Origin of the sequence: Planococcus sp. SE5232, assembly GCF_050686535.1 — a bacterium.
GTDB lineage: Bacteria > Bacillota > Bacilli > Bacillales_A > Planococcaceae > Planococcus.
The window spans coordinates 60,235-80,301 of record NZ_JBOGCP010000006.1 but is presented as its reverse complement, the minus strand read 5'-3'; the positions used below and the strand labels follow the sequence as shown (position 1 = coordinate 80,301).

Genomic DNA, 20,067 nt, shown 5'->3' with positions numbered 1-20,067 from the left:
TCTTTCGGCATTTTCTATTATTTTTTCTCGATCGCCAATAGAAAGGGCGGAGAATGCTGCTGGTTGATGAATTCATACTTTAGGACATCGAATGATTTTTGCGGAAGTGCTGAAACGAATTCCATGACAGCATCCCTCTCTTCGCTGCCGCCTTCATGCCCGCTGTACACGACGACCAGCAATAAGCCATGGACTGACAAGAGCTCCAGGCATTGTTCGAGGGCTGTCAAGGTGCTTTGTGCTTTCGTGATGATGCTGTGGTCGCCTTTCGGCAAATAGCCGAGATTGAAGACAGCTGCTGAAATCGGGCTTGTGACGTACTCCTTGATTTTGGCATGGCTGTCATGGACAAGCTCGACATGATGGAAATCCTTGACCCGTTCGCCAGTGGCCAGGATCGCTTCTGCCTGGATATCGAAAGCAAAGACTTTTCCTGTGGCTCCGGTCAATCCGGCGAGGAAATGCGTATCATGGCCGTTGCCGGCAGTGCCGTCGATTACCCAGTCTCCCGGGGAGATGGCCTGCTCGAGAAGGAATTTGGTGTAAGGCAAAACACGCTGCAATGTCATAACGTGACACTTCCCGCAGCCAATTTTCCTTGCCAGCTCTCGCGGCGCTCCAGTTCAGCATCTATGCCATTCAGGACTTCCCATTTATTGGCGCTCCACATCGGCCCGATCATCAAATCGATAGGACCGTCGCCCGTGATGCGCTGGACCACCATCTCAGGCGGCAGCACTTCGAGCTGGTCGGCCACTAAATTGATATATTCCTGTTTTTCCAGAAATTCGACCATGCCTTTTTCGTATTGTTTTACCATCGGCGTGCCTTTCAACAAATGCAGCAGGTGGATTTTAATGCCTTGCACATCAAGTTTTGCGACTTCACGTGCAGTCTCCATCATCATGTCCCGGTCTTCCAGCGGCAGGCCATTGATGATATGGGTGCAGACCCGTATGCCGCGCTTGCGCAATTTCGTGACGCCTTCGACATATGCCTCGAAGTTATGGGCGCGGTTGACCAATAGCGCCGTCCGTTCGTGAACGGTCTGAAGTCCGAGCTCGACCCACAGGTATGTCCGTCCGTTCAGTTCCGCGAGGTAATCGACAACGTCATCCGGCAGGCAGTCGGGGCGTGTCGCGATGCTTAAACCGATGACATTGTCCTGTTCCAGCGCCGCTTCAAATTTTTCCTTGATGACCGGAAGCGGCGCATGTGTATTGGTGTAGGCTTGGAAGTAAGCCATATATTTGGCATCTTTCCATTTGCGGTGCATTTTTGCTTTGATTTTATCGAACTGTTCGGGAATCGAATCCACCCGGTCGCCCGCAAAATCCCCGGACCCTGCAACGCTGCAGAATGTACATCCGCCATGGGCGACAGTACCGTCGCGATTTGGGCAGTCAAAGCCCGCATCCAAAGCGATTTTCATGACTTTAAAACCAAAATGATCGCGCAGATGGCGATTCCATGTATAGTAGCGTTTTCCATCAGATGAAAAAGGAAATTCTGTATGCACTTAAAAACAACTCCTCTTCTGACATTGTAGCATGTCGATAAAACAGCCAACAATGCTCTAATAGAGCGTCTTTGATTTTATGAATATTGCGTTTACTGCAATAGTTTGTTTAAATTGGGTATGAAAGCGTTTTATTGATTGGTATTCAGATAATGGACAGAGGGGGCACAATGGGATGAAACCGATTTACAGTTCGGCGAAAGAAGCGGTTGAACAGATTCAGGATGGCGCCACAATCATGGTAGGCGGTTTTGGATTAGTGGGGATACCTGAACAATTGATTTTGGCACTGGTCGATAAAGGGGTTACCGACCTCACTGTCATTTCCAATAATTGCGGAGTGGACGAGTGGGGACTGGGGTTATTATTGAAAAATAAGCAGATCAAAAAAATGATCGGTTCTTATGTAGGCGAAAACAAAGAGTTCGAGCGCCAGGTGTTATCAGGCGAAATCGAAGTTGAATTGACGCCGCAGGGAACACTTGCTGAAAAGATGCGCGCAGGGGGAGCGGGAATTCCAGCTTTCTTTACACCGGCGGGCGTTGGCACGACAGTTGCAGAAGGCAAGGAAATTCGCGAATTTGATGGCAAAGAATATGTACTTGAGCACGCCTTGCGGGCAGACTTTTCGCTTGTAAGAGCTTATCAAGCAGATAAAATGGGCAATCTGGTTTATAACAAAACAGCCCAGAACTTCAATCCGCTGGCTGCAGCCGCTGGAAAGATCACGATTGCAGAAGTCGAAGAAATCGTGGAAATCGGGGCGATCGATCCGAACCATGTCCAAACGCCAAGCATCTATGTACAAGGCTTGCTTCAGGCCAAGCAGGAAAAACGCATTGAACGTCTAACAACACGCACTGTCTAGGAAAGGGTGGAGAAAATCGTGGATAAACAATTAGTCAGAGAACGTATTGCAAAGCGAGCCGAAAAAGAAATCAATGACGGCGATTACGTGAACCTGGGAATCGGCATGCCGACCCTGGTCGCTAATTTCATTTCCGAAAACAAGAGCGTCGTTCTTCAATCAGAAAACGGCCTGTTGGGAATCGGCCCTTATCCGACAGAAGATCAGGTGGATCCGGATCTGATCAATGCCGGAAAAGAAACGGTCACCACCATTCCGGGATCTGCGTTCTTTACAAGTGCCGAGTCTTTCGCGATGATCCGTGGGGGCCATATCGATGTGGCCATTCTCGGTGGCATGGAAGTCGCTGAAAACGGCGACTTGGCGAACTGGATGATTCCCGGCAAGATGATCAAAGGCATGGGCGGAGCGATGGATTTGGTCCATGGCGCCAAAAAGGTCATTGTCATCATGGATCATGTCTCAAAAGACGGTTCTTCCAAAATCAAGAAGCAATGCGACTTGCCGCTGACAGGCAAAGGCGTGGTCAACAAAATCATCACAGAACGCGCGGTTATCGAAGTGACAGAAGCTGGATTGGTGCTGTCAGAGGTGTTCGAGGGCTTTACGGTCCAGGATATCATCGACTCGACCGATGCACCGCTGAATACCGATAACGTTAAAGTCTCGTAGGCTATTGCCAAAAAACGGCCGTTCGTCTAAAATGAAGACAATAGCCAATGACAGCGAAGAGGACTAGTAGTTTGTGTGTTTTCCACAGAGAGCCGGCGGATGGTGCAAGCCGGTAAAACGCGCAACCGAACTCACCTTGGAGTCAGTGTATGTGAAACCAAGTAAGATACACCGTTTTCCGCGTTAAGGAGTCAAGTTGAGCGAGCGATCGCTAATTTGGGTGGTACCGCGGGAAAACTCCCGTCCCTTATTTATGAGGGACGGGAGTTTTTATTTTGAGGAGGAACAGGAAATGACATTCAAGCACAAGACAGTTGAAAAGAAATGGCAAAAATATTGGCAGGACAACAAAACATTCAAAATGGTGGACGATCCGTCCAAACCAAAATTCTACGCATTGGATATGTTTCCGTATCCATCAGGCGCCGGGCTTCACGTAGGCCATCCGGAAGGCTACACGGCAACGGATATTTTGAGCCGCGTAAAACGTATGCAGGGCTATAATGTCCTTCATCCGATGGGCTGGGATGCATTCGGCCTTCCAGCAGAGCAGTATGCATTGGATACCGGCAACGATCCGGCGGAATTCACTGCCAAAAATATTGCGACATTCAAGCGCCAAATTCAGGAACTTGGATTTTCCTATGACTGGGACCGCGAAATCAACACAACGGACCCTTCTTACTATAAATGGACGCAATGGATTTTTATCCAATTGTACAATAAAGGCCTTGCTTATGTAGATGAAGTGGCTGTCAACTGGTGTCCGGAACTTCGCACAGTTCTGGCCAATGAAGAAGTGATCGACGGCAAATCAGAGCGTGGGGGCCATCCGGTCGAGCGCCGTCCGATGCGCCAATGGGTGCTTCGCATCACTGAGTATGCGGACCGTTTGCTTGAAGACCTGGATGAACTGGACTGGCCGGAAAGCCTGAAAGACATGCAGCGCAACTGGATCGGCAAATCCGAAGGGGCAGAGCTGGAATTCCAGGTTGCCGACACCGATTATTCCTTCCGTGCGTTCACGACACGTCCGGACACGATTTTCGGGGCGACTTATGCAGTATTGGCACCTGAACATAAATTGGTGGCGGCCATCACCACAGCCGATCAAAAACAGGCTGTGGAAAAATACATCGATGACGTCAAGACGAAAAGTGATTTGGAGCGCACGGATTTGGCGAAAGACAAGTCAGGTGTCTTCACAGGCGCTTATGCGACCAATCCGGCAAGCGGCGAAAAAATGCCGATCTGGATTGCCGATTATGTATTGGCTACTTATGGGACAGGCGCCATCATGGCCGTTCCGGCTCACGACGAGCGCGATTACGAGTTTGCCAAGCAATTCGATTTGCCGATCGTCGAAGTTGTTTCAGGCGGCAATATTGAAGAAGAAGCATACGCTGGCGACGGCGAATTGATCAATTCCGACTTCCTTAATGGATTGAATAAAAAAGAAGCTATTGAAAAAGCCATCAACTGGCTGGTCGACAAGCAGGTCGGCGAAAAGAAAATTACGTACCGTCTGCGCGACTGGCTGTTCAGCCGCCAGCGTTACTGGGGCGAGCCGATTCCAATTATCCACTGGGAAGACGGCACAATGACGCCGGTCGAAGAAAAAGACCTGCCATTGATGCTGCCGGTGACAACGGACATCAAGCCGAGCGGCACCGGTGAATCACCGCTTGCCAATATCGATGAGTGGGTCAATGTTGTCCATCCGGAAACCGGCATGAAAGGGCGCCGTGAAACCAATACGATGCCACAATGGGCAGGAAGCTGCTGGTATTACCTGCGCTTTATCGATCCGGACAATGATGAAATGCTCGCTGATCCGGAACTCTTGAAACGCTGGCTGCCAGTAGACGTTTACATCGGTGGTGCCGAACACGCCGTACTTCATCTATTGTATGCGCGCTTCTGGCATAAAGTACTTTACGATATCGGTGTGGTATCAACGAAAGAACCGTTCCAGAAATTGTTTAACCAAGGCATGATCCTGGGTGAAGGCAACGAGAAAATGTCGAAATCCAAAGGGAATGTCGTCAATCCGGATCAAATCATCGAAAGCCATGGAGCAGACACTTTGCGCATGTACGAAATGTTCATGGGTCCACTGGAAGCGTCAATCGCCTGGTCGACAAACGGCTTGGACGGTTCCCGCCGATTCCTTGACCGCGTTTGGCGCCTGTTGATGGACGATGAGCAATTGAGTGCGAAAGTCACCGATGCCAATGACGGCAAGCTGGAAAAAATCTATCACCAAACCGTCAAAAAAGTGACCGACGACTTTGAAGGACTGCGTTTCAATACAGCCATTTCGCAAATGATGGTCTTCGTCAATGAAGGCTATAAAGTGGATTCCATTCCGAAAGAATACGTGGAAGGCTTCGTGAAATTGCTGTCACCGATTGCGCCTCACGTAGCAGAGGAGCTATGGGAGAAATTGGGCCACGAAGGATCGGTCTCTTACGAAAACTGGCCGCAGTACGACGAGACGAAAATGGTCGATGATGAAGTCGAAGTCGTGGTGCAGGTCAATGGTAAAGTGAAAACCAAGTTGACCATCGCTAAAGACAGTACGAAAGAACAGCTGGAAACGGCGGCGCTCGCGGACGAGCAAGTCCAAAAAGCGGCAGATGGCAAACAAGTACGCAAAGTCATCGTCATTCCAGGGAAATTGGTCAATATTGTAGTTGGGTAAAAAGAACAGCGGAGTCTGGACAAAAGAAAAATAGAATATGAAACATAAAAAGAGTCAGACTGGAGAATTTCCAGTCTGACTCTTTTTATATTATCGATGTCGTTGTTCTTAAACTCCGCTTTCTACCTGGCTTTCCTTAGCGAACCGTGCTGCACTTTGGCCGGCGACATTGCCGGTCACGAGTGCAGATGTGATGTTGTAGCCACCGGTATAACCATGGATATCCAAAATTTCACCGCAGAAATACAAGCCCGGTTTCTTTTTGGAAGCCATCGTCTTCGGTTCAATTTCCTTGATGGACACACCGCCGCCGGTAACAAAAGCTTTCTCAATCGGCTGAGTGCCGTTGACAAACATGCTGAAAGCAGTCAATTGCTGCGCAAATGCACGCACTTTATCGCTGGCAAGTTCCGCGCCGGTCAATTGAGGATCGATCTCTGCACGCGCAAGAAGGAATAGCAGCCAGCGCTCCTGTGCTAGGCTCTTCCAGACATTTTTCAGCGATTTTTTCGGTTCGTCCTTCATCATCTTAAAGAGCAGCTGGAAAGCGGACTCCGCATTTTCATCCGGAAGGGTATTGATGCGCATTTCAACAGGCTGGCCGCCGTTTTTCTTCATTTCCTTGACGACATACTGGCTGCAGCGCAACACTGCAGGTCCACTCAATCCGAAATGGGTAAACAGCATATCCATTTGATGTGTCACGAGGACTTTGCCTTTTTTATTCAAGACGGTTACAGCTGCATCACGCAGCGCAAGGCCTTGAAGTTCCTTGCTGACGATAAACGGTTCTTTCGACAGCAGCGGCACCTCGGTCGGGTAAAGGTCGGTGACAGTATGCCCCGCTTTTTCCGCCCAAGGGTAGCCGTCTCCCGTAGAGCCCGTTTGAGGGACCGCTTTTCCGCCTACCGCTACGACGATTGCTTTAGAGGTATACTCTTCGCCGGTGTGCAGGCGGACACCTGTTACTTTGTCATCCGTCATCAACAGCTTCTTGACAGGCGAGTCGAGCAGCACGGTGACATTCAGCCGGTCCATTTCCTTGAACATGGCATCAGCCACATCCTGTGCGCGGTTGGATACCGGGAACATCCGGCCGTGATCTTCTTCCTTTAAAGCGACGCCGAGTCCTTCGAAAAAAGAAATGATGTCTTCATTATTGAATACGGAAAACGGGCTGTGAAGAAAACGGCCGTTCCCTGGAATATGTTTCACAATTTCGTCAAGAGGCAGACGATTGGTCACATTGCAGCGCCCACCGCCGGAAATGATTAATTTTTTCCCTAATTTCTTACCCTTTTCGATCAATAAAACCTTTTGGTTATTGGAAGCTGCGGCAATCGATGCCATTAAACCGGAGGGACCCCCGCCGATGATTATAACGTCATACATAAAATAAGAACTCGCTTTCGTTTTTCTTTCAGTATACACGATGATGCGAAACTCGTTGAGTAATTTCTTCTATAGGTGTAAACTATCGTGTAGATTGCTTTTATCATGAACAAGTCAGGAAGTGCAAAATGTCGTCATTAATTAAAGGTACAGCCATCTTAACCTTGGGTTTGTTTTTATCAAAAATCCTTGGCGTTATTTATATCATCCCGTTCTACAGCATGGTGGGAGAAGACAATATCGGTCTTTATCAATACGCATACATACCGTATAACCTGATGCTGGCACTGGCCATTTCAGGAGCCCCGATCGCTTTCTCGAAATTCACCGCCAAATACAATTCCCTCGGAGATTATGAAACCGGAAGGAGATTATTGAAGTCAGGCCTCTTGACCATGATGGTCACCGGCTTTGTTGCTTTCCTCCTGCTTTACCTCTTTGCAGAACCGCTTGCCCGCATCACCATTTCCGAAGATGAAAGAATCTATTCAGTCGGGGATGTTACGGAAGCGATCCGTTGGGTCAGTTTTGCGTTGATCGTCGTTCCATTCATGAGTCTATGGAGAGGGTTTTTCCAAGGCTATAACTACATGATGCCAACGGCGGTTTCGCAGCTGGTCGAGCAGATTGTCCGCATCATTTTCCTATTGGGCGGAGCGTTTGCGGTCATCTATATTTTTGGCGGCACACCGAAAACAGCCATTCAATTTGCTGTATTATCTGCGGCCGTTGGAGCACTTGGCGGAATCGTCACATTGGCTTATTTCTGGAAAAAGAAAAAACCGGAATACAATCGCCTCTTGGCCAATTCAGTTGAATCCTACGATGTTAAATTGCGGGATATGTACAAAGAAATCGTCATCTATGCGATTCCTGTCATTTTCCTCGGCATCGCCAATCCTTTGTTCCAATTTGTCGATCTGATGACTTTCAACCGGGCGATGAGTTCCGGCGGCAATTTCTCGGAAATCGACCTGCTTGGAATTTTGAACTTGACGGCCCATAAGCTGGTCATGATTCCGGTCATGCTGGCCACTGGATTTTCAATGGCCTTGATTCCGTTGATCACCAAGCATTTTACCCGCAATGAACATCTTCAAGTGTCGCGGACACTGGACCAGTCAATACAGGTCCTGCTGTTCCTGACTTTGCCTGCCGTTATCGGCATGACGATGTTATCCGACGAACTGTATCATGTCTTCTATGAAGTCAGTGATGTAGGTTCTGAAATCCTGGCTCATTACTTGCCGGTGGCTATTCTGTTTGCGGCCTTCCCGGTAACGGCCTCAATCCTCCAGGGCATCAACAAACAAAAATGGATCATCATCAACTTAACTCTCGGCTTATTGTTGAAATGGATTTTAAACACTCCGCTCATCGAACGTTTTGAAACAGATGGCGCCATCGCAGCGACGATTATCGGCTATCTGGTGGCCATCGGCATGAACATGCTGGTCATCGTCAAAACGATGAACTATCGCTCGCAGATGGTTGGAAGACGTGTCATCTTGATCGTTATCCTGAACCTGATCATGGCCGGTGCGGTTTACCTGGTGATGTCAGGTTTGGACCTATTCATCGGGCTGGACAATAAATTCCTGTCAATGCTGCGCATTATCCTGATTGGTGGCGTGGGTGCCATCGTTTACGGCTATCTCGGTTTGAAAACCGGCTTGGCGCAAAAATTGCTTGGCTCGAAAATAACAAGAATTTCCCGGAAATTAGGCTTTTAGGAGTGACAGCATGCGTATAGACAAATACCTTTCCAATATGGGCTTCGGTTCCAGAAAAGAAGTCAAGATCCTGCTGAAGACAAAAGCGGTGGAAGTGAACGGCGAAGTCGTCCGTGACCCGAAAGTCCATGTCGATGAACACGCTGACCAAGTGCTGGTCGGCGGAGAGCCGGTTGCCTATACCGAGTTCATCTATCTGCTGATGAACAAACCACCGGACGTCATTTCGGCGACAGAAGATAAATACGATCAGACAGTCATAGATCTGTTGGCGGAAGAAGACCGGCATTTCGAACCGTTTCCGGTCGGACGTCTGGATAAGGATACCGAAGGGTTCCTGTTGCTGACCAATGATGGTAAATTGGCACATGAATTACTGTCGCCCAAAAAGCATGTGGACAAAACCTATTATGCGAAGATCGAAGGAATTGTTACAGAAGAAGATACAAAAGCATTCGAGGAGGGCGTCACGCTGGACGACGGTTATGTAACGAAGCCCGCCAGCCTCAACATTCTCGAAAGCGGTGCTTTTTCCAAAATCGAATTGACCATCACAGAAGGCAAGTTCCACCAGGTTAAGCGGATGTTCGAGAGTGTCGGCAAACAGGTGGTTTACTTGAAGCGTTTATCGATGGGACCGTTAAGCCTTGATCCGGAGCTTGATCTCGGGGAATACCGGCATTTGACGGAAGAAGAAGTAAACAGTTTAAAACAAAGAAAATGACCGCATAGCTGCGGTCATTTTCTTTGTTTAGGAAATCTTTTCAGGACGTCATTTTCACTTTCCGTTGCGTCGTTGTCCATTTGCCTCGAGTTGGGCTGGTCACCAAGTCGTTAAAGGCTAACACATTCAAATCTCTTTGAATGGTGCGAGGAGTGATGCCGAATTCGTCGACAAGATCTTGCGTCGTTACAGTCCCATTTTCGAGAATGTACTTATACATATCTTTAATTCGAATGAGCATGCGATCGGTTGTAGGTTTCATAGTAATAGAACCACTCCTTCATCTTTTTTCCCATTGGCAAAGACTAGCGGACGATGTGCTGAGGTTTATACAGCAGGTTTATGATAGATGCCAAAGACAGCCCCTTTTCCTAAAAAGATGTGTCATTCTTACTAGTCTGACAATTAGATTATAGCGGAAAAACATCTCGAATTCTAGGATTTTCCTTTATTTTTACACAAAAATAACATTAGAAAGACAGAATTTTTTATGCAAATTAGAGACAAATTCTTTAAATTACTGAAAAAAGGTGTACAATAGCCATAACAAAAAGGAGTGTGAAACATGGATTGGCTGCTAGAAGCAACAAAACGCAAAGAAACCATGCTGCGTGAATTACAGGAATTAGTGGCAATTCCCAGCGTGTTGAGTGACGAAACAACGCCAACAGCTCCTTTTGGAAAAGAAGTTAAGCAGGCATTGGATTGGTTTTTGGAAAAAGGAAGAGAGCAAGGCTATTCGGTAAAAAATGTAGCGGATGTCGCAGGACATCTGGAAATTGGACAAGGTGAAGAATTACTCGGAATTTTAGGGCATGTCGATGTCGTGCCGGTTGGCGAAGGGTGGACCAAAGACCCGTTCGGTGGAGAAATTCAGGACGGTCGTCTTTATGGCCGCGGTGCCATCGATGATAAAGGACCGACAATTGCCGCCTGGACAGCATTGAATATGCTGAAAGATGCGGATGTGGAATTTACCAAACGGATCCGGTTGATCATCGGGACCGACGAAGAAAGCGGCTTCCGTTGTGTAGAAGGCTATTTCGAGACGGAAGAAATGCCGACGATGGCGTTTGCGCCAGACGCTGATTTCCCCATTATCAATGCGGAAAAAGGCATCGCCAATCTGGTTTTTTCGACTTTTTCGATGTATGAAGATGCCATCCTGGAATCATTTATTGCTGGGTACCGGACCAATATGGTGCCCGATAAGGCGACAGCCATTTTAAATGGCCAGCTGGAGGAGTGGCAGGAAGAATTCAAGGAGTTTTGCAGAGAGCATCAGGTGACAGGGGTGGTCGAACAGCATAACGGCTCAACCGAGTTGACTCTCAACGGAAAAGCAGCGCATGCGATGGAACCGGATAACGGCATCAATGCCGGCATTCTTTTGGCACTGTTTTTGAAGGACCGGTTGGAAGGCGACGGCCAGAAATTTGTTGCATTCGTTGCAGACACGTTCTATCAGGATTCACGGGGCCGCAAGCTCGGCCTCGATTTTACGGATGAACAGTCAGGGGATACGACATTCAATGCCGGAATTATCCGTTTTGAGAAACACAAAACCGCCATGATCAATGTCAGCATGCGGTATTCCGTCAGTTACCCATTTGAAGAGAAGATGGCTGCCTACCAGTTAAAGGATTTCGTAGTGGACATTGCGTCCAATTCTCCGCCTCATTATGTGGACGAAAACGATCCGTTCATTAAGACGCTTCAAAACGCGTATGAAAAGCAGACCGGCAGCAAAGCAGAACTAATCGCTATTGGTGGAGGCACCTATGCGCGTGTTTTGGATAAAGGAGTGGCTTTCGGTATGCTGTTCCCAGGCGAACCGGATGTTGCCCATCAAGCGGATGAATTTGTCGACATCGACAACTTAATTAAAGCGACTGCGATCTACGCGGAAGCGATTTACCAATTAGCTTGTAAAAAATGAGGAAAGAGGGAATGGATATGGATATGATATTGCATAATGGAGAGTTTATTCGTGAAGAGGATTTGGTGATTTCGAAGGAAGATCGCGGCTATCAATTTGGAGACGGGATCTATGAAGTGATTCGCGTTTACGACGGCAATCTGTTTACAGCGAAAGAGCATATTGACCGCTTTTATGAAAGCGCCGATAAAATCAAAATCGTCATTCCGCATACAAAAGACGTATTCCATAAAATGATGTATGATTTTGTTGAAATGAACAATATCGATAATGGCCAGGTTTATGTGCAGATCACCCGTGGTGCCGCAGAACGCCAGCACCAGTTCCCGACTCAGGCAACTCCGGTCATCACCGGCAATACCAAAACGGTGGAACGCCCGATTGCAAGCATGAAATCCGGCGTAACAGCTAAATTCATCGAAGATATCCGCTGGTTGCGCTGCGACATCAAGAGCCTGAATCTGCTCGGCAATGTGCTGGCCAAACAGGAAGCTACCGAAGAAGGGTTTTTTGAAGCCATTCTGCATCGTGGTGAAACCGTGACAGAAGGCTGTTCATCGAATATGTATGGTTTTAAAGATGGCATTCTATATACCCATCCTGCCAATAACCTTATTTTGAATGGCATTACGAGAAGAGTCATTCTTGAGCTGTGCAAAGAGCTGGACATTCCAGTGGAAGAAATAGCTTTCACGAAAACGCAAGCACTCGAAATGGACGAATTCTTCATGTCTTCCACAACCTCTGAAGTGATGCCGATCGTTGAAATCGGCGACCAAAAAGTCGGTCAAGGTGTACCCGGGGAATTGACCCGTAAACTGCAGACCGCTTTTGAAGCACGCGTTGGAGTGGGCGTAAAATCGTAAACAGATACAGTTCTTGAGAAAAGTGATTGGCCCCGGCCAATCACTATTTTTTTGTGTCTCGTGGCATGGTAAACTGAAGCCAGGTGATGACAATGAAACCACATTATTTTATTGGGATAAAAATTCCGTCAGCTATTGCGGAGAAGTTGGATGAAGAGCGGCGCTCCTGGAATTTACAGAGCCATAAAAGGCAAACGCCGCCGGAGGATATGCATATCACGCTCTTGTTCATCGGCGAAGATGTGCACGATGAAATCGATCAGGTGGAAAAACTGCTTGCAGGGATTGATCAGCAGCCATTCAGCCTGACCATTGATGGCATTAAGAAATTCGGCAATCCTGCAACTCCCCGAGTGATTTATGCCTCTCTTGAAGACAGCAAGGAATTGGAGGAACTGCAGCAGCAGGTGCTCGAAAATCTGAAATCGCTGCAGATCCGCCCTGATTCAAAGAAGTTTGTGCCGCATATTACGTTGGCCAGCAAATGGGCTGGCGGCGATCCGGCAGAAATGCATTTTTCAGTCGACAAAATGCTATTCGAAGTGACGGAGTTTTCACTGTTTCGAATTGCACCAATGGAAAATCCGCGTTATCAAAAGATCGCGAATTATCCGTTGAGCACCGGCATTTAATACGTCCAAAGGCGAGTGTTTATGAAAACAGTATTTATCATCAATCCGGTCGCGGGTAATGGCAGAGCGCTAAAGAAATGGCGTCACTTTGAAAAAACCATCCAGTTTCCATTCGAACAGCTCATTACCCGGTTTCCTGGACATGCCACCGAGATAGCGGCCGGCTTCCGGGAACTGCAGCAGCCAGTCTTGTTGATCGGCTTCGGTGGAGATGGAACCTTGCGTGAAATCGTCGTGGGGGCAGCAGGAGCGAAAGAGCTGATGATCGGCTCTGTAGCGGCAGGCTCCGGCAATGATTTTGCGAGAGCTTATGGAACGTTCAAAGATGCACAGGAAATTGAACAGTTTCTCAATCAGCCTTTTTCCCGTAAGGAAGACCTCGGCGAATTTCGCGATGGCGAGGGTTATCAGTTCGTCAGCAGCTCAGGAATCGGCTTTGATGCGGCAATCTCCATTGCGGTCAACCGGTCGATCATCAAGAAAAAGCTCAACCAGGTCGGCCTCGGGAAACTGATCTATCTGCTTTATGTAGTCAGGACGTTCCTGAAGTTCGAGAAATTCACTTTAACCGTGGAAAACGGCGGGACTCCAGTTGTCTATAAAGATGTCTGGCTGGCGACCGTCAGCAACCAACCCTATTTCGGCGGAGGTATGAAAATATCCCCGACATCGAAAACAGATGACGGATTGCTTGAATTGACGGTCGTCCACCACATTTCGCGTTTGAAACTCTTGCTGGTTTTTGGTACGGTATTCAGCGGAGCACATACACGTTTCAAGGAGCTCAGCCAAATGAGCGGCCCGGAATTCCGTCTTTCTACCGACAGACCGATTTGCCGCCATGTGGATGGCGATGATGCTGGTATGAGCCCACAAAACGAAACGGTTGTTTATACGGTCGGCCATAAAAAATGGAATTCAATAAATTAATGGAATAGAAAGAGGATGAAACATGAGATCACGATTTAAACCATGGGCAGCAGATTTAATCGATACACATCCGGAGATCGTCATTCCGGACCCGGAGCAGCAAAAAGGGAAATGGCAGGAAGTATTCGGCAACAAAAATCCACTTCACATTGAAGCAGGAACCGGCAAAGGCCGTTTTATCATCGGTATGGCAAAAGCCAATCCCGCTATCAATTATATCGGCATCGAGCTATTCGACAGTGTCATCGTTACGGCGCTCGAGACCATCTTAGAAGAGGAGAAGGGTGTTCCCAACTTGCGCTTATTGAAAGTCAACGCGAAAAACGTCGCCGATTATTTCGAAAAAGGGGAAGTGGACAGGCTCTACCTGAACTTCTCGGATCCATGGCCGAAAAAGCGTCATGCCAAGCGCAGATTGACACACGAATCTTTTTTGAAACTCTATGAAGCGGTATTGCCTAAAAAGGGAGAAGTCCATTTTAAGACCGATAACCGAAAACTTTTTGAATATTCACTTACGAGCATTTCTGAATATGGTATGTTATTAAAGGATGTCTCATTGGATCTTCACGACAATGAACCTGAATGGAATATCATGACGGAGTACGAAGAGAAGTTTTCGAAAAAAGGCCAGCCGATTTACCGGTTGGAAGCACAGTTTTCAGTTAGTTGATCATGACAAGGGGGATTAGGGAATGCAGAAATTTCAATTTCACGAAATGAATCTGACCTGGCTTGATGGGGGAACGACTTTTTTGGATGGCGGCGCGATGTTTGGGGTAGTGCCGAAAGTAGTTTGGTCAAAACGTTATCCGGTCAATGAAAAAAACCAAATCGAATTGCCGACACATCCGATCCTGGTCCAATACGATGGCCACAATATCCTGATTGACAGCGGCCTTGGCGCCGGGAAATTGACGGAACGCCAAATGCGCAACTTAGGGGTTTCTGAACAGTCGCGTGTTGAAGAGGATTTGGCGGAGCTTGGCTTGACGGCTGAAGATATTGATACGGTCCTGATGACCCATCTGCACGGAGACCATGCAGCGGGTTTGACGAAATGGCAGGGGGAAGAGTTGGTTTCCGCTTTTCCGAATGCTAAAATCCATGTCTCTGCAGTGGAATGGAATGAAATGCAGCATCCGAATATCCGTTCACGCAACACCTACTGGAAAGAAAATTGGGAGCCGATCGTCGATCAGGTCGAAACCTTTGAAGGCGAAAAAACCTTATTTGGTGCCATTACACTGATCCATACCGGAGGCCATTCCGATGGGCACAGTGTCATCAAGATGACCAGCGGCAATGAAGCCATCCTTCATATGGCGGATATCATGCCGACGCACGCCCATCAAAATCCATTATGGGTATTGGCATTCGATGATTATCCAATGGATTCGATTTATGCCAAAGAAAAGCTCATGAAAGAAGCGCTGGAAAACGGCTATTATTTCAGCTTTTACCATGATGCCTATTACCGCATCCTGAAATGGAGTGCGGACGGCAAAGAAATTGTCGAATCACTTGAGCGCAAAGAAAAAGTCCTATAAAAAAGGAGCCGATTCGGCTCCTTTTTTTATACCTGTTTGACTTCGATTACTGCGCCTGTAAAAGCATCAGCCAAAAACTCGAACTGCTGGAGTTCGTCTTCTTTATGGCGGGTGATGCCGCCTTTATAGACTTCAGTCGTCAACGCATGTTGCTTGTAAGGCTCGGTTTTCATGAAGATCCAAGAACCGTCGATTGGGCCTTCTTCTTTAAATGCAGATTTGACTTCTTTCAGTACATCATCTGCCGGGTATAGTTTTTCCTTGCGGTCAACCACTTCTTTTACCAAATAAGCTGCTGCTACGCCTGTAGCGAATCCAATAAGTAAATCACGATTGTTCACTAAAATCCCTCCTCTGCTTACTGGATAAATTGTACCATAAATATTTTGAAGGGCGAAATGAAAGCTTGAATGTCGCTAATCTTTCGAAAAACGAATTATATAACTGGAAATTGTCAGACAGAAGCTCTAAACTTAATAGAGGTAATTTATTTAGGAGGAACTTTGATATGAATGCTGAAACTCGTGAAATGTTTAAAACTTTGACCGAACTGCCGGGAGCCCCCGGAAATGAACATGCAGTCCGGAAGTTTATGCGGCAGGAACTGGAACAAGTATCCGATCGATTGATCCAGGACAATCTTGGCAGTATCTTTGGCGTAAAAGATGGACAGCAGGATGGGCCACGGATCATGGTTGCAGGCCATATGGACGAAGTCGGATTTATGGTGACGCAAATCACCGACAATGGCATGATCCGGTTTCAGACTCTGGGCGGCTGGTGGAACCAGGTGATGCTGGCAACGCGCGTGGATATCATTGCTGGAGAGCGTACAATTCCAGGCGTCATCGGTTCGATTCCTCCACATCTTTTGAGCGAGGAACTTCGGAGCAAGCCGATGGACATCAAGAACATGCTGATCGACATCGGGGCAGACGATAAAGAGGATGCCCTGTCGCTGGGGATTCGACCTGGCCAGCAAATTGTTCCATTCAGTCCGTTCACACCAATGGCCAATGATAAGAAAATTATGGCGAAAGCTTGGGATAACCGCTATGGCTGTGGTCTTGCGATTGAACTTCTAAAAGAATTGAAAGACGAAAAACTTCCGAACCAATTATTTTCCGGCGCGACAGTGATGGAAGAAGTGGGTCTGCGCGGAGCACAAACAGCAGCAGCTATGATCAAACCGGATCTGTTCTTCGCATTGGATGCCAGTCCGGCGAACGACGCGACAGGCGATAAAAACGAATTTGGCCAGCTGGGCAAAGGAACGTTATTGCGCATCCTGGACAAGAGCATGGTGACGCACCGTGGCATGCGCGAATTTATCCTGGACACTGCTGAAACGCATAATATCCCTTATCAATACTTCGTTTCACAAGGGGGGACGGATGCAGGACGTGTGCATACAGCCAATGAAGGGATTCCAAGTTCTGTTATCGGCATCTGCTCACGCTATATCCATACCTCGTCGTCCATCATTCATACGGATGATTATGCAGCGGCGAAAGAACTCTTGACGAAACTTGTTAAAGCGTCCGACCGTACAACACTTGAAACCATCAAAGAAAATGTCTGAAAAGTGCCTTCGGGCTCTTTTTTTTTGAAAGGACTAATGGAAATGAAAAAAATTCGTGCAGCAATAGCCTCAAAAAATCCAGCAAAAATCAATGCCGTGTCCAGCGTTCTTGCTAGTTTGGACTGGTCCGTCGATTTATCGGCGATAGATGCAGAATCGGATGTTTCAGCGCAGCCTTTTTCCCAGCAGGAAACACGGCAGGGAGCAATGAATAGGGCAAACAACGCGTTAGGTGACAATGATTTCGCCATTGGCCTGGAAGGCGGTGTCTACGAGATGGAAGGCGCGCTCTATTTATGCAACTGGGGTGCCTTAGCAGCTAAAGACGGGCGTCTGTTTACAGCAGCCGGAGCCCAGATTCCATTGCCGGAAGAAATTGCGGCCAAGCTCCACACGGGGATTGAGCTTGGACCGGTCATGGACGACTATGCCAATGAAAGCGGAATCCGCCAGCATAAAGGCGCCATTGGCATCTTAACGGATGGCCTCGTCAATCGAGGGGAAATGTTCAGCCATGTAGTCAAATTATTGATTGGACAGTACCAGAGGGACAGCGATTAAGTTGCATGTGCCTGTAAACACCTTTAAAATAAATAGCAGTAACGTTAGGGGGAATGAGCGTGCCTCGATATAGATTGATTTTTGGAACGCTTTTGCTGTCGGGTATGTTGGCCGGCTGCATGGCAACACCGGAAGAACGGGTTGTACAAGGGGTATCGAACGCACGTGAAGCGTTTGAAGAACAGCCGGAAAGTGCAAATGAGACGGTAGGGGAAATCGATTTGTATATGCCTAGCGGCTATGAAATTGAAGAACCTGCGGACGATTTTAACCGGTTGATTACAAAAGGCAGCGAGTCTTTTGCTTTATTCATTAATCCGAATGAAAAAGCCACGAGCACCCTGTTCTATGATCTGCAAAAAGCTGATCCTGAACAGCAATGGGTAGCCGATGAAACTTTCCAGCAAAACGGGCGTTTCGGGTTTGCTACAGTCAAGGAAATCGCGGAAGACCAGCTGGAACTTGTAGTCAGTGCTGGCGGCGTTAAATTGACGACTATTACAAAAGAAAGTGATATTCCGAAAAATATGGACTGGATGATGAAAACCGTCCGTTCCATAGATACCGATGAATAGGAGATTACCTAAATGAGAAACTTACAATCAACTGAGGAATTTCAAGAATTGACCAAAAAACCTGCGGCTATTTTTATGTTTACAGCAGGGTGGTGCCCGGATTGCCGCGTCATCGATCCGATAATGCCTGATGTTGAAAAAGCGTTTCCGGACCAAACTTTTGTATCAGTGGATCGCGACCAGTTTATCGACTTGTGCATCGAACAGGATGTCTATGGAATCCCAAGTTTCCTTGCTTATTCAAATGGGCAGGAAACCGGGCGCTTTGTCAGCAAAGACCGTAAAACACAAGCAGAAATTGAAGGGTTTATTTCGAATCTGCCAAAATAACATTACAGACGGTTCGCCTAGACTTTGGCTGAACCGTTTATTTATGAAAGTGAGGCCAAACAACGATGAAATCTACTGAACTTTTTAATATACTTAGAGAGCGGATGCCGAGTCCTCAATTGGAATGGCGCTTTGACCGTGAAAAAGAAACTGCACATATCCGCCACAAGGAACTTGGCAAAGGCATGAGCATTTCTTTGCCACAGGTGATCAACCGATTTGAATCGAAAGGCGATGCGGCCATCCAGGAAATCGTCTATACGATAACAGAAACCTTCGACGCAATGGAACGGGAAGCGAAAGGCGAAATGAAATCGACCGAACACATTTTTCCGGTTATCCGCTCAACTTCTTTTCCAACAGAATCCAATGAAGGCCATAAGTTCATAACGTCTGAACACACAGCGGAAACACGCATTTATTTTGCTTTGGACGTGGGGACTACCTATCGCTTAATTGACGAAAATGTGGTAAATTCATTAAGTCTGACAGAAGAGCAGATAAAGGAAATTGCGAAGTTTCAAGTGAGAAAATTGAAAACCGCTGTAAAAGAAGACCATGTTGCAGGAAATGTCTTTTATTTTCTGAATGAAAATGATGGCTATGATGCATCAAGAATCCTGAATGAATCTTTCCTAAAAGAAATGAAAACAAAAATCACCGGCGATATGACCGTGTCAGTGCCCCATCAGGATGTATTGATCATCGGTGATATCCAAAATGAAACGGGATACGACGTGCTCGCGCAAATGGCCATGCACTTCTTCACCAATGGCAAAGTTCCGATCACTTCCTTATCGTTCATTTATGAAAATGACGAACTGGAGCCAATTTTCATCATGGCGAAAAATAGACCTAACGAGGAGAACGATAAAAAATGAATGTATTTTATAATAAACACGGAATTGGCGACGTACTGCTGGTTCAACTGCAAACAGAAACTCCAGAAAAAATCCATCCTGAGCAGTCAGGGGATGTAACATTGATCAAAGATGAGGCCGGCAAAATCGCCGGGTTCAACTTGTTCAATGCTTCAAGTTATGCAGAATTGGCAGAAGGCGAGCAAGTGGAGCTATCGGAAGCGCTTGTTACTTCTTTACAGAATGCTTTAGCGAAAAACGAGATCGATTTCACTTTGGAAGTGGATTTTTCACCGAAATTTGTGGTCGGCTTTGTAGAGGCTAAGGACAAGCATCCAAATGCCGATAAATTGAATGTATGCCAGGTTGCTGTCGGCGACGAGCAATTGCAGATCGTCTGCGGAGCTCCGAACGTTGAACAGGGGCAAAAAGTAGTAGTGGCAAAAGTGGGGGCTGTCATGCCTTCAGGTATGGTCATCCGTGATGCGGAACTTCGGGGAGTGGCGTCGTCCGGAATGATCTGTTCAGCAAAAGAACTGGCTTTGCCGGATGCACCTCAGGAAAAAGGGATTCTTGTGCTTCCTGAAGATGCAGAAATCGGTTCAGCTTTTGAAGTAAAGGCGTGACGCA

22 protein-coding genes and 1 other annotated feature are annotated in these 20,067 nt (G+C 47.3%); of the genes, 17 read left to right on the top strand and 5 right to left on the bottom strand.

Annotated features, from left to right (window positions below; genetic code table 11):
* Positions 1 to 17: 17 nt before the first annotated feature.
* Positions 18 to 569 carry a class I SAM-dependent methyltransferase gene (locus tag ACRC6Q_RS17460; RefSeq protein WP_223642121.1) on the bottom strand — a complete coding sequence of 184 codons (552 nt, stop codon included), beginning with the start codon at positions 567 to 569 and terminating at the stop codon, positions 18 to 20.
* Positions 566 to 1,519 (bottom strand): TIGR01212 family radical SAM protein, encoded by a 954-nt coding sequence (locus ACRC6Q_RS17455; protein WP_431467149.1) that lies wholly within the window; start codon positions 1,517 to 1,519, stop codon positions 566 to 568. The genes ACRC6Q_RS17460 and ACRC6Q_RS17455 overlap by 4 nt, the downstream gene beginning before the upstream one ends.
* A gap of 175 nt (positions 1,520 to 1,694) precedes the next feature.
* On the opposite strand from ACRC6Q_RS17455, the gene ACRC6Q_RS17450 reads away from it, so the two are divergent.
* From ACRC6Q_RS17450 to leuS, 3 genes are all read left to right on the top strand, one after another.
* Complete coding sequence (locus tag ACRC6Q_RS17450) at positions 1,695 to 2,387, top strand: CoA transferase subunit A (RefSeq protein ID WP_223642132.1); 693 nt, start codon at positions 1,695 to 1,697, stop codon at positions 2,385 to 2,387.
* 18 nt (positions 2,388 to 2,405) lie between these two features.
* Complete coding sequence (locus ACRC6Q_RS17445; RefSeq protein ID WP_223642134.1) at positions 2,406 to 3,059, top strand: 3-oxoacid CoA-transferase subunit B; 654 nt, start codon at positions 2,406 to 2,408, stop codon at positions 3,057 to 3,059.
* A gap of 44 nt (positions 3,060 to 3,103) precedes the next feature.
* Positions 3,104 to 3,310 (top strand) — a binding site (T-box leader).
* Positions 3,311 to 3,351: 41 nt separating this feature from the next.
* Positions 3,352 to 5,763, top strand: coding sequence for a leucine--tRNA ligase (gene leuS, locus ACRC6Q_RS17440; protein WP_431467148.1), 2,412 nt, complete (start codon positions 3,352 to 3,354; stop codon positions 5,761 to 5,763).
* A gap of 108 nt (positions 5,764 to 5,871) precedes the next feature.
* On the opposite strand, the gene ACRC6Q_RS17435 is transcribed toward leuS, so the two are convergent.
* Positions 5,872 to 7,155 carry an NAD(P)/FAD-dependent oxidoreductase gene (locus ACRC6Q_RS17435; RefSeq protein ID WP_223642138.1) on the bottom strand — a complete coding sequence of 428 codons (1,284 nt, stop codon included), beginning with the start codon at positions 7,153 to 7,155 and terminating at the stop codon, positions 5,872 to 5,874.
* Between the two features lie 128 nt (positions 7,156 to 7,283).
* Between ACRC6Q_RS17435 and ACRC6Q_RS17430 the strand changes: the two genes are divergently transcribed.
* Both ACRC6Q_RS17430 and ACRC6Q_RS17425 read left to right on the top strand, forming a co-directional pair.
* Positions 7,284 to 8,888, top strand: coding sequence for a putative polysaccharide biosynthesis protein (locus ACRC6Q_RS17430; protein ID WP_223642139.1), 1,605 nt, complete (start codon positions 7,284 to 7,286; stop codon positions 8,886 to 8,888).
* Between the two features lie 10 nt (positions 8,889 to 8,898).
* Complete coding sequence (locus ACRC6Q_RS17425; RefSeq protein ID WP_431467147.1) at positions 8,899 to 9,612, top strand: pseudouridine synthase; 714 nt, start codon at positions 8,899 to 8,901, stop codon at positions 9,610 to 9,612.
* Between the two features lie 40 nt (positions 9,613 to 9,652).
* Here ACRC6Q_RS17425 and ACRC6Q_RS17420 read toward each other — a convergent pair whose 3' ends face one another.
* Complete coding sequence (locus ACRC6Q_RS17420; RefSeq protein WP_142829443.1) at positions 9,653 to 9,874, bottom strand: DeoR family transcriptional regulator; 222 nt, start codon at positions 9,872 to 9,874, stop codon at positions 9,653 to 9,655.
* Positions 9,875 to 10,177: 303 nt separating this feature from the next.
* Here ACRC6Q_RS17420 and pepV point away from each other — a divergent pair, with 303 nt between their 5' ends.
* The 6 genes from pepV (at position 10,178) to ACRC6Q_RS17390 (ending at position 15,529) form a co-directional block, all read left to right on the top strand.
* Positions 10,178 to 11,551 carry a dipeptidase PepV gene (pepV, locus tag ACRC6Q_RS17415; protein ID WP_223642143.1) on the top strand — a complete coding sequence of 458 codons (1,374 nt, stop codon included), beginning with the start codon at positions 10,178 to 10,180 and terminating at the stop codon, positions 11,549 to 11,551.
* Positions 11,552 to 11,568: 17 nt separating this feature from the next.
* Positions 11,569 to 12,417, top strand: coding sequence for a D-amino-acid transaminase (gene dat, locus ACRC6Q_RS17410; RefSeq protein WP_223642145.1), 849 nt, complete (start codon positions 11,569 to 11,571; stop codon positions 12,415 to 12,417).
* A 92-nt stretch (positions 12,418 to 12,509) separates the two neighbouring features.
* Positions 12,510 to 13,049 carry an RNA 2',3'-cyclic phosphodiesterase gene (gene thpR / locus ACRC6Q_RS17405; protein WP_223642147.1) on the top strand — a complete coding sequence of 180 codons (540 nt, stop codon included), beginning with the start codon at positions 12,510 to 12,512 and terminating at the stop codon, positions 13,047 to 13,049.
* Positions 13,050 to 13,070: 21 nt separating this feature from the next.
* A complete protein-coding gene (locus ACRC6Q_RS17400) occupies positions 13,071 to 13,979 on the top strand; it encodes a diacylglycerol/lipid kinase family protein (RefSeq protein ID WP_223642149.1) in 909 nt (302 codons plus the stop codon).
* Between the two features lie 22 nt (positions 13,980 to 14,001).
* Complete coding sequence (gene trmB, locus ACRC6Q_RS17395) at positions 14,002 to 14,652, top strand: tRNA (guanosine(46)-N7)-methyltransferase TrmB (protein WP_223642151.1); 651 nt, start codon at positions 14,002 to 14,004, stop codon at positions 14,650 to 14,652.
* Positions 14,653 to 14,674: 22 nt separating this feature from the next.
* Entirely contained in the window at positions 14,675 to 15,529 is an 855-nt protein-coding gene (locus ACRC6Q_RS17390) for a YtnP family quorum-quenching lactonase (protein WP_431467146.1), read from the top strand.
* Between the two features lie 26 nt (positions 15,530 to 15,555).
* On the opposite strand, the gene ACRC6Q_RS17385 is transcribed toward ACRC6Q_RS17390, so the two are convergent.
* Positions 15,556 to 15,870, bottom strand: a complete 315-nt coding sequence (locus ACRC6Q_RS17385) for a PepSY domain-containing protein (RefSeq protein WP_223642155.1) — start codon at positions 15,868 to 15,870, stop codon at positions 15,556 to 15,558.
* Between the two features lie 167 nt (positions 15,871 to 16,037).
* Here ACRC6Q_RS17385 and ACRC6Q_RS17380 point away from each other — a divergent pair, with 167 nt between their 5' ends.
* The 6 genes from ACRC6Q_RS17380 (at position 16,038) to ytpR (ending at position 20,063) form a co-directional block, all read left to right on the top strand.
* Entirely contained in the window at positions 16,038 to 17,111 is a 1,074-nt protein-coding gene (locus tag ACRC6Q_RS17380) for a M42 family metallopeptidase (protein WP_223642156.1), read from the top strand.
* A gap of 42 nt (positions 17,112 to 17,153) precedes the next feature.
* Positions 17,154 to 17,672 (top strand): DUF84 family protein, encoded by a 519-nt coding sequence (locus ACRC6Q_RS17375; protein ID WP_223642158.1) that lies wholly within the window; start codon positions 17,154 to 17,156, stop codon positions 17,670 to 17,672.
* Positions 17,673 to 17,731: 59 nt separating this feature from the next.
* Positions 17,732 to 18,247 (top strand): hypothetical protein, encoded by a 516-nt coding sequence (locus ACRC6Q_RS17370; protein WP_431467145.1) that lies wholly within the window; start codon positions 17,732 to 17,734, stop codon positions 18,245 to 18,247.
* Between the two features lie 12 nt (positions 18,248 to 18,259).
* Positions 18,260 to 18,577 (top strand): thioredoxin family protein, encoded by a 318-nt coding sequence (locus ACRC6Q_RS17365; RefSeq protein WP_223642162.1) that lies wholly within the window; start codon positions 18,260 to 18,262, stop codon positions 18,575 to 18,577.
* A 65-nt stretch (positions 18,578 to 18,642) separates the two neighbouring features.
* On the top strand, positions 18,643 to 19,458 hold the full coding sequence (locus tag ACRC6Q_RS17360) for a DUF1444 family protein (RefSeq protein ID WP_223642164.1): 816 nt from the start codon (positions 18,643 to 18,645) through the stop codon (positions 19,456 to 19,458).
* Positions 19,455 to 20,063, top strand: a complete 609-nt coding sequence (ytpR, locus tag ACRC6Q_RS17355; RefSeq protein ID WP_431467144.1) for a YtpR family tRNA-binding protein — start codon at positions 19,455 to 19,457, stop codon at positions 20,061 to 20,063. The genes ACRC6Q_RS17360 and ytpR overlap by 4 nt, the downstream gene beginning before the upstream one ends.
* Positions 20,064 to 20,067: the final 4 nt, after the last annotated feature.

What these genes read in the sequence shown, in the direction of transcription:
- ACRC6Q_RS17365 (WP_223642162.1), top strand. Translation starts at nt 18,260, where the DNA reads ATGAGAAACTTACAATCAACTGAGGAATTTCAAGAATTGACCAAAAAA.
- ACRC6Q_RS17360 (WP_223642164.1), top strand. Translation starts at nt 18,643, where the DNA reads ATGAAATCTACTGAACTTTTTAATATACTTAGAGAGCGGATGCCGAGT.
- ACRC6Q_RS17380 (WP_223642156.1), top strand. Translation starts at nt 16,038, where the DNA reads ATGAATGCTGAAACTCGTGAAATGTTTAAAACTTTGACCGAACTGCCG.
- ACRC6Q_RS17435 (WP_223642138.1), bottom strand. Translation starts at nt 7,155, where the DNA reads ATGTATGACGTTATAATCATCGGCGGGGGTCCCTCCGGTTTAATGGCA.
- ACRC6Q_RS17400 (WP_223642149.1), top strand. Translation starts at nt 13,071, where the DNA reads ATGAAAACAGTATTTATCATCAATCCGGTCGCGGGTAATGGCAGAGCG.
- thpR (WP_223642147.1), top strand. Translation starts at nt 12,510, where the DNA reads ATGAAACCACATTATTTTATTGGGATAAAAATTCCGTCAGCTATTGCG.
- ACRC6Q_RS17375 (WP_223642158.1), top strand. Translation starts at nt 17,154, where the DNA reads ATGAAAAAAATTCGTGCAGCAATAGCCTCAAAAAATCCAGCAAAAATC.
- dat (WP_223642145.1), top strand. Translation starts at nt 11,569, where the DNA reads ATGGATATGATATTGCATAATGGAGAGTTTATTCGTGAAGAGGATTTG.
- ACRC6Q_RS17430 (WP_223642139.1), top strand. Translation starts at nt 7,284, where the DNA reads ATGTCGTCATTAATTAAAGGTACAGCCATCTTAACCTTGGGTTTGTTT.
- ytpR (WP_431467144.1), top strand. Translation starts at nt 19,455, where the DNA reads ATGAATGTATTTTATAATAAACACGGAATTGGCGACGTACTGCTGGTT.
- ACRC6Q_RS17420 (WP_142829443.1), bottom strand. Translation starts at nt 9,874, where the DNA reads ATGAAACCTACAACCGATCGCATGCTCATTCGAATTAAAGATATGTAT.
- ACRC6Q_RS17425 (WP_431467147.1), top strand. Translation starts at nt 8,899, where the DNA reads ATGCGTATAGACAAATACCTTTCCAATATGGGCTTCGGTTCCAGAAAA.
- trmB (WP_223642151.1), top strand. Translation starts at nt 14,002, where the DNA reads ATGAGATCACGATTTAAACCATGGGCAGCAGATTTAATCGATACACAT.
- leuS (WP_431467148.1), top strand. Translation starts at nt 3,352, where the DNA reads ATGACATTCAAGCACAAGACAGTTGAAAAGAAATGGCAAAAATATTGG.
- ACRC6Q_RS17450 (WP_223642132.1), top strand. Translation starts at nt 1,695, where the DNA reads ATGAAACCGATTTACAGTTCGGCGAAAGAAGCGGTTGAACAGATTCAG.
- ACRC6Q_RS17390 (WP_431467146.1), top strand. Translation starts at nt 14,675, where the DNA reads ATGCAGAAATTTCAATTTCACGAAATGAATCTGACCTGGCTTGATGGG.
- ACRC6Q_RS17460 (WP_223642121.1), bottom strand. Translation starts at nt 569, where the DNA reads ATGACATTGCAGCGTGTTTTGCCTTACACCAAATTCCTTCTCGAGCAG.
- pepV (WP_223642143.1), top strand. Translation starts at nt 10,178, where the DNA reads ATGGATTGGCTGCTAGAAGCAACAAAACGCAAAGAAACCATGCTGCGT.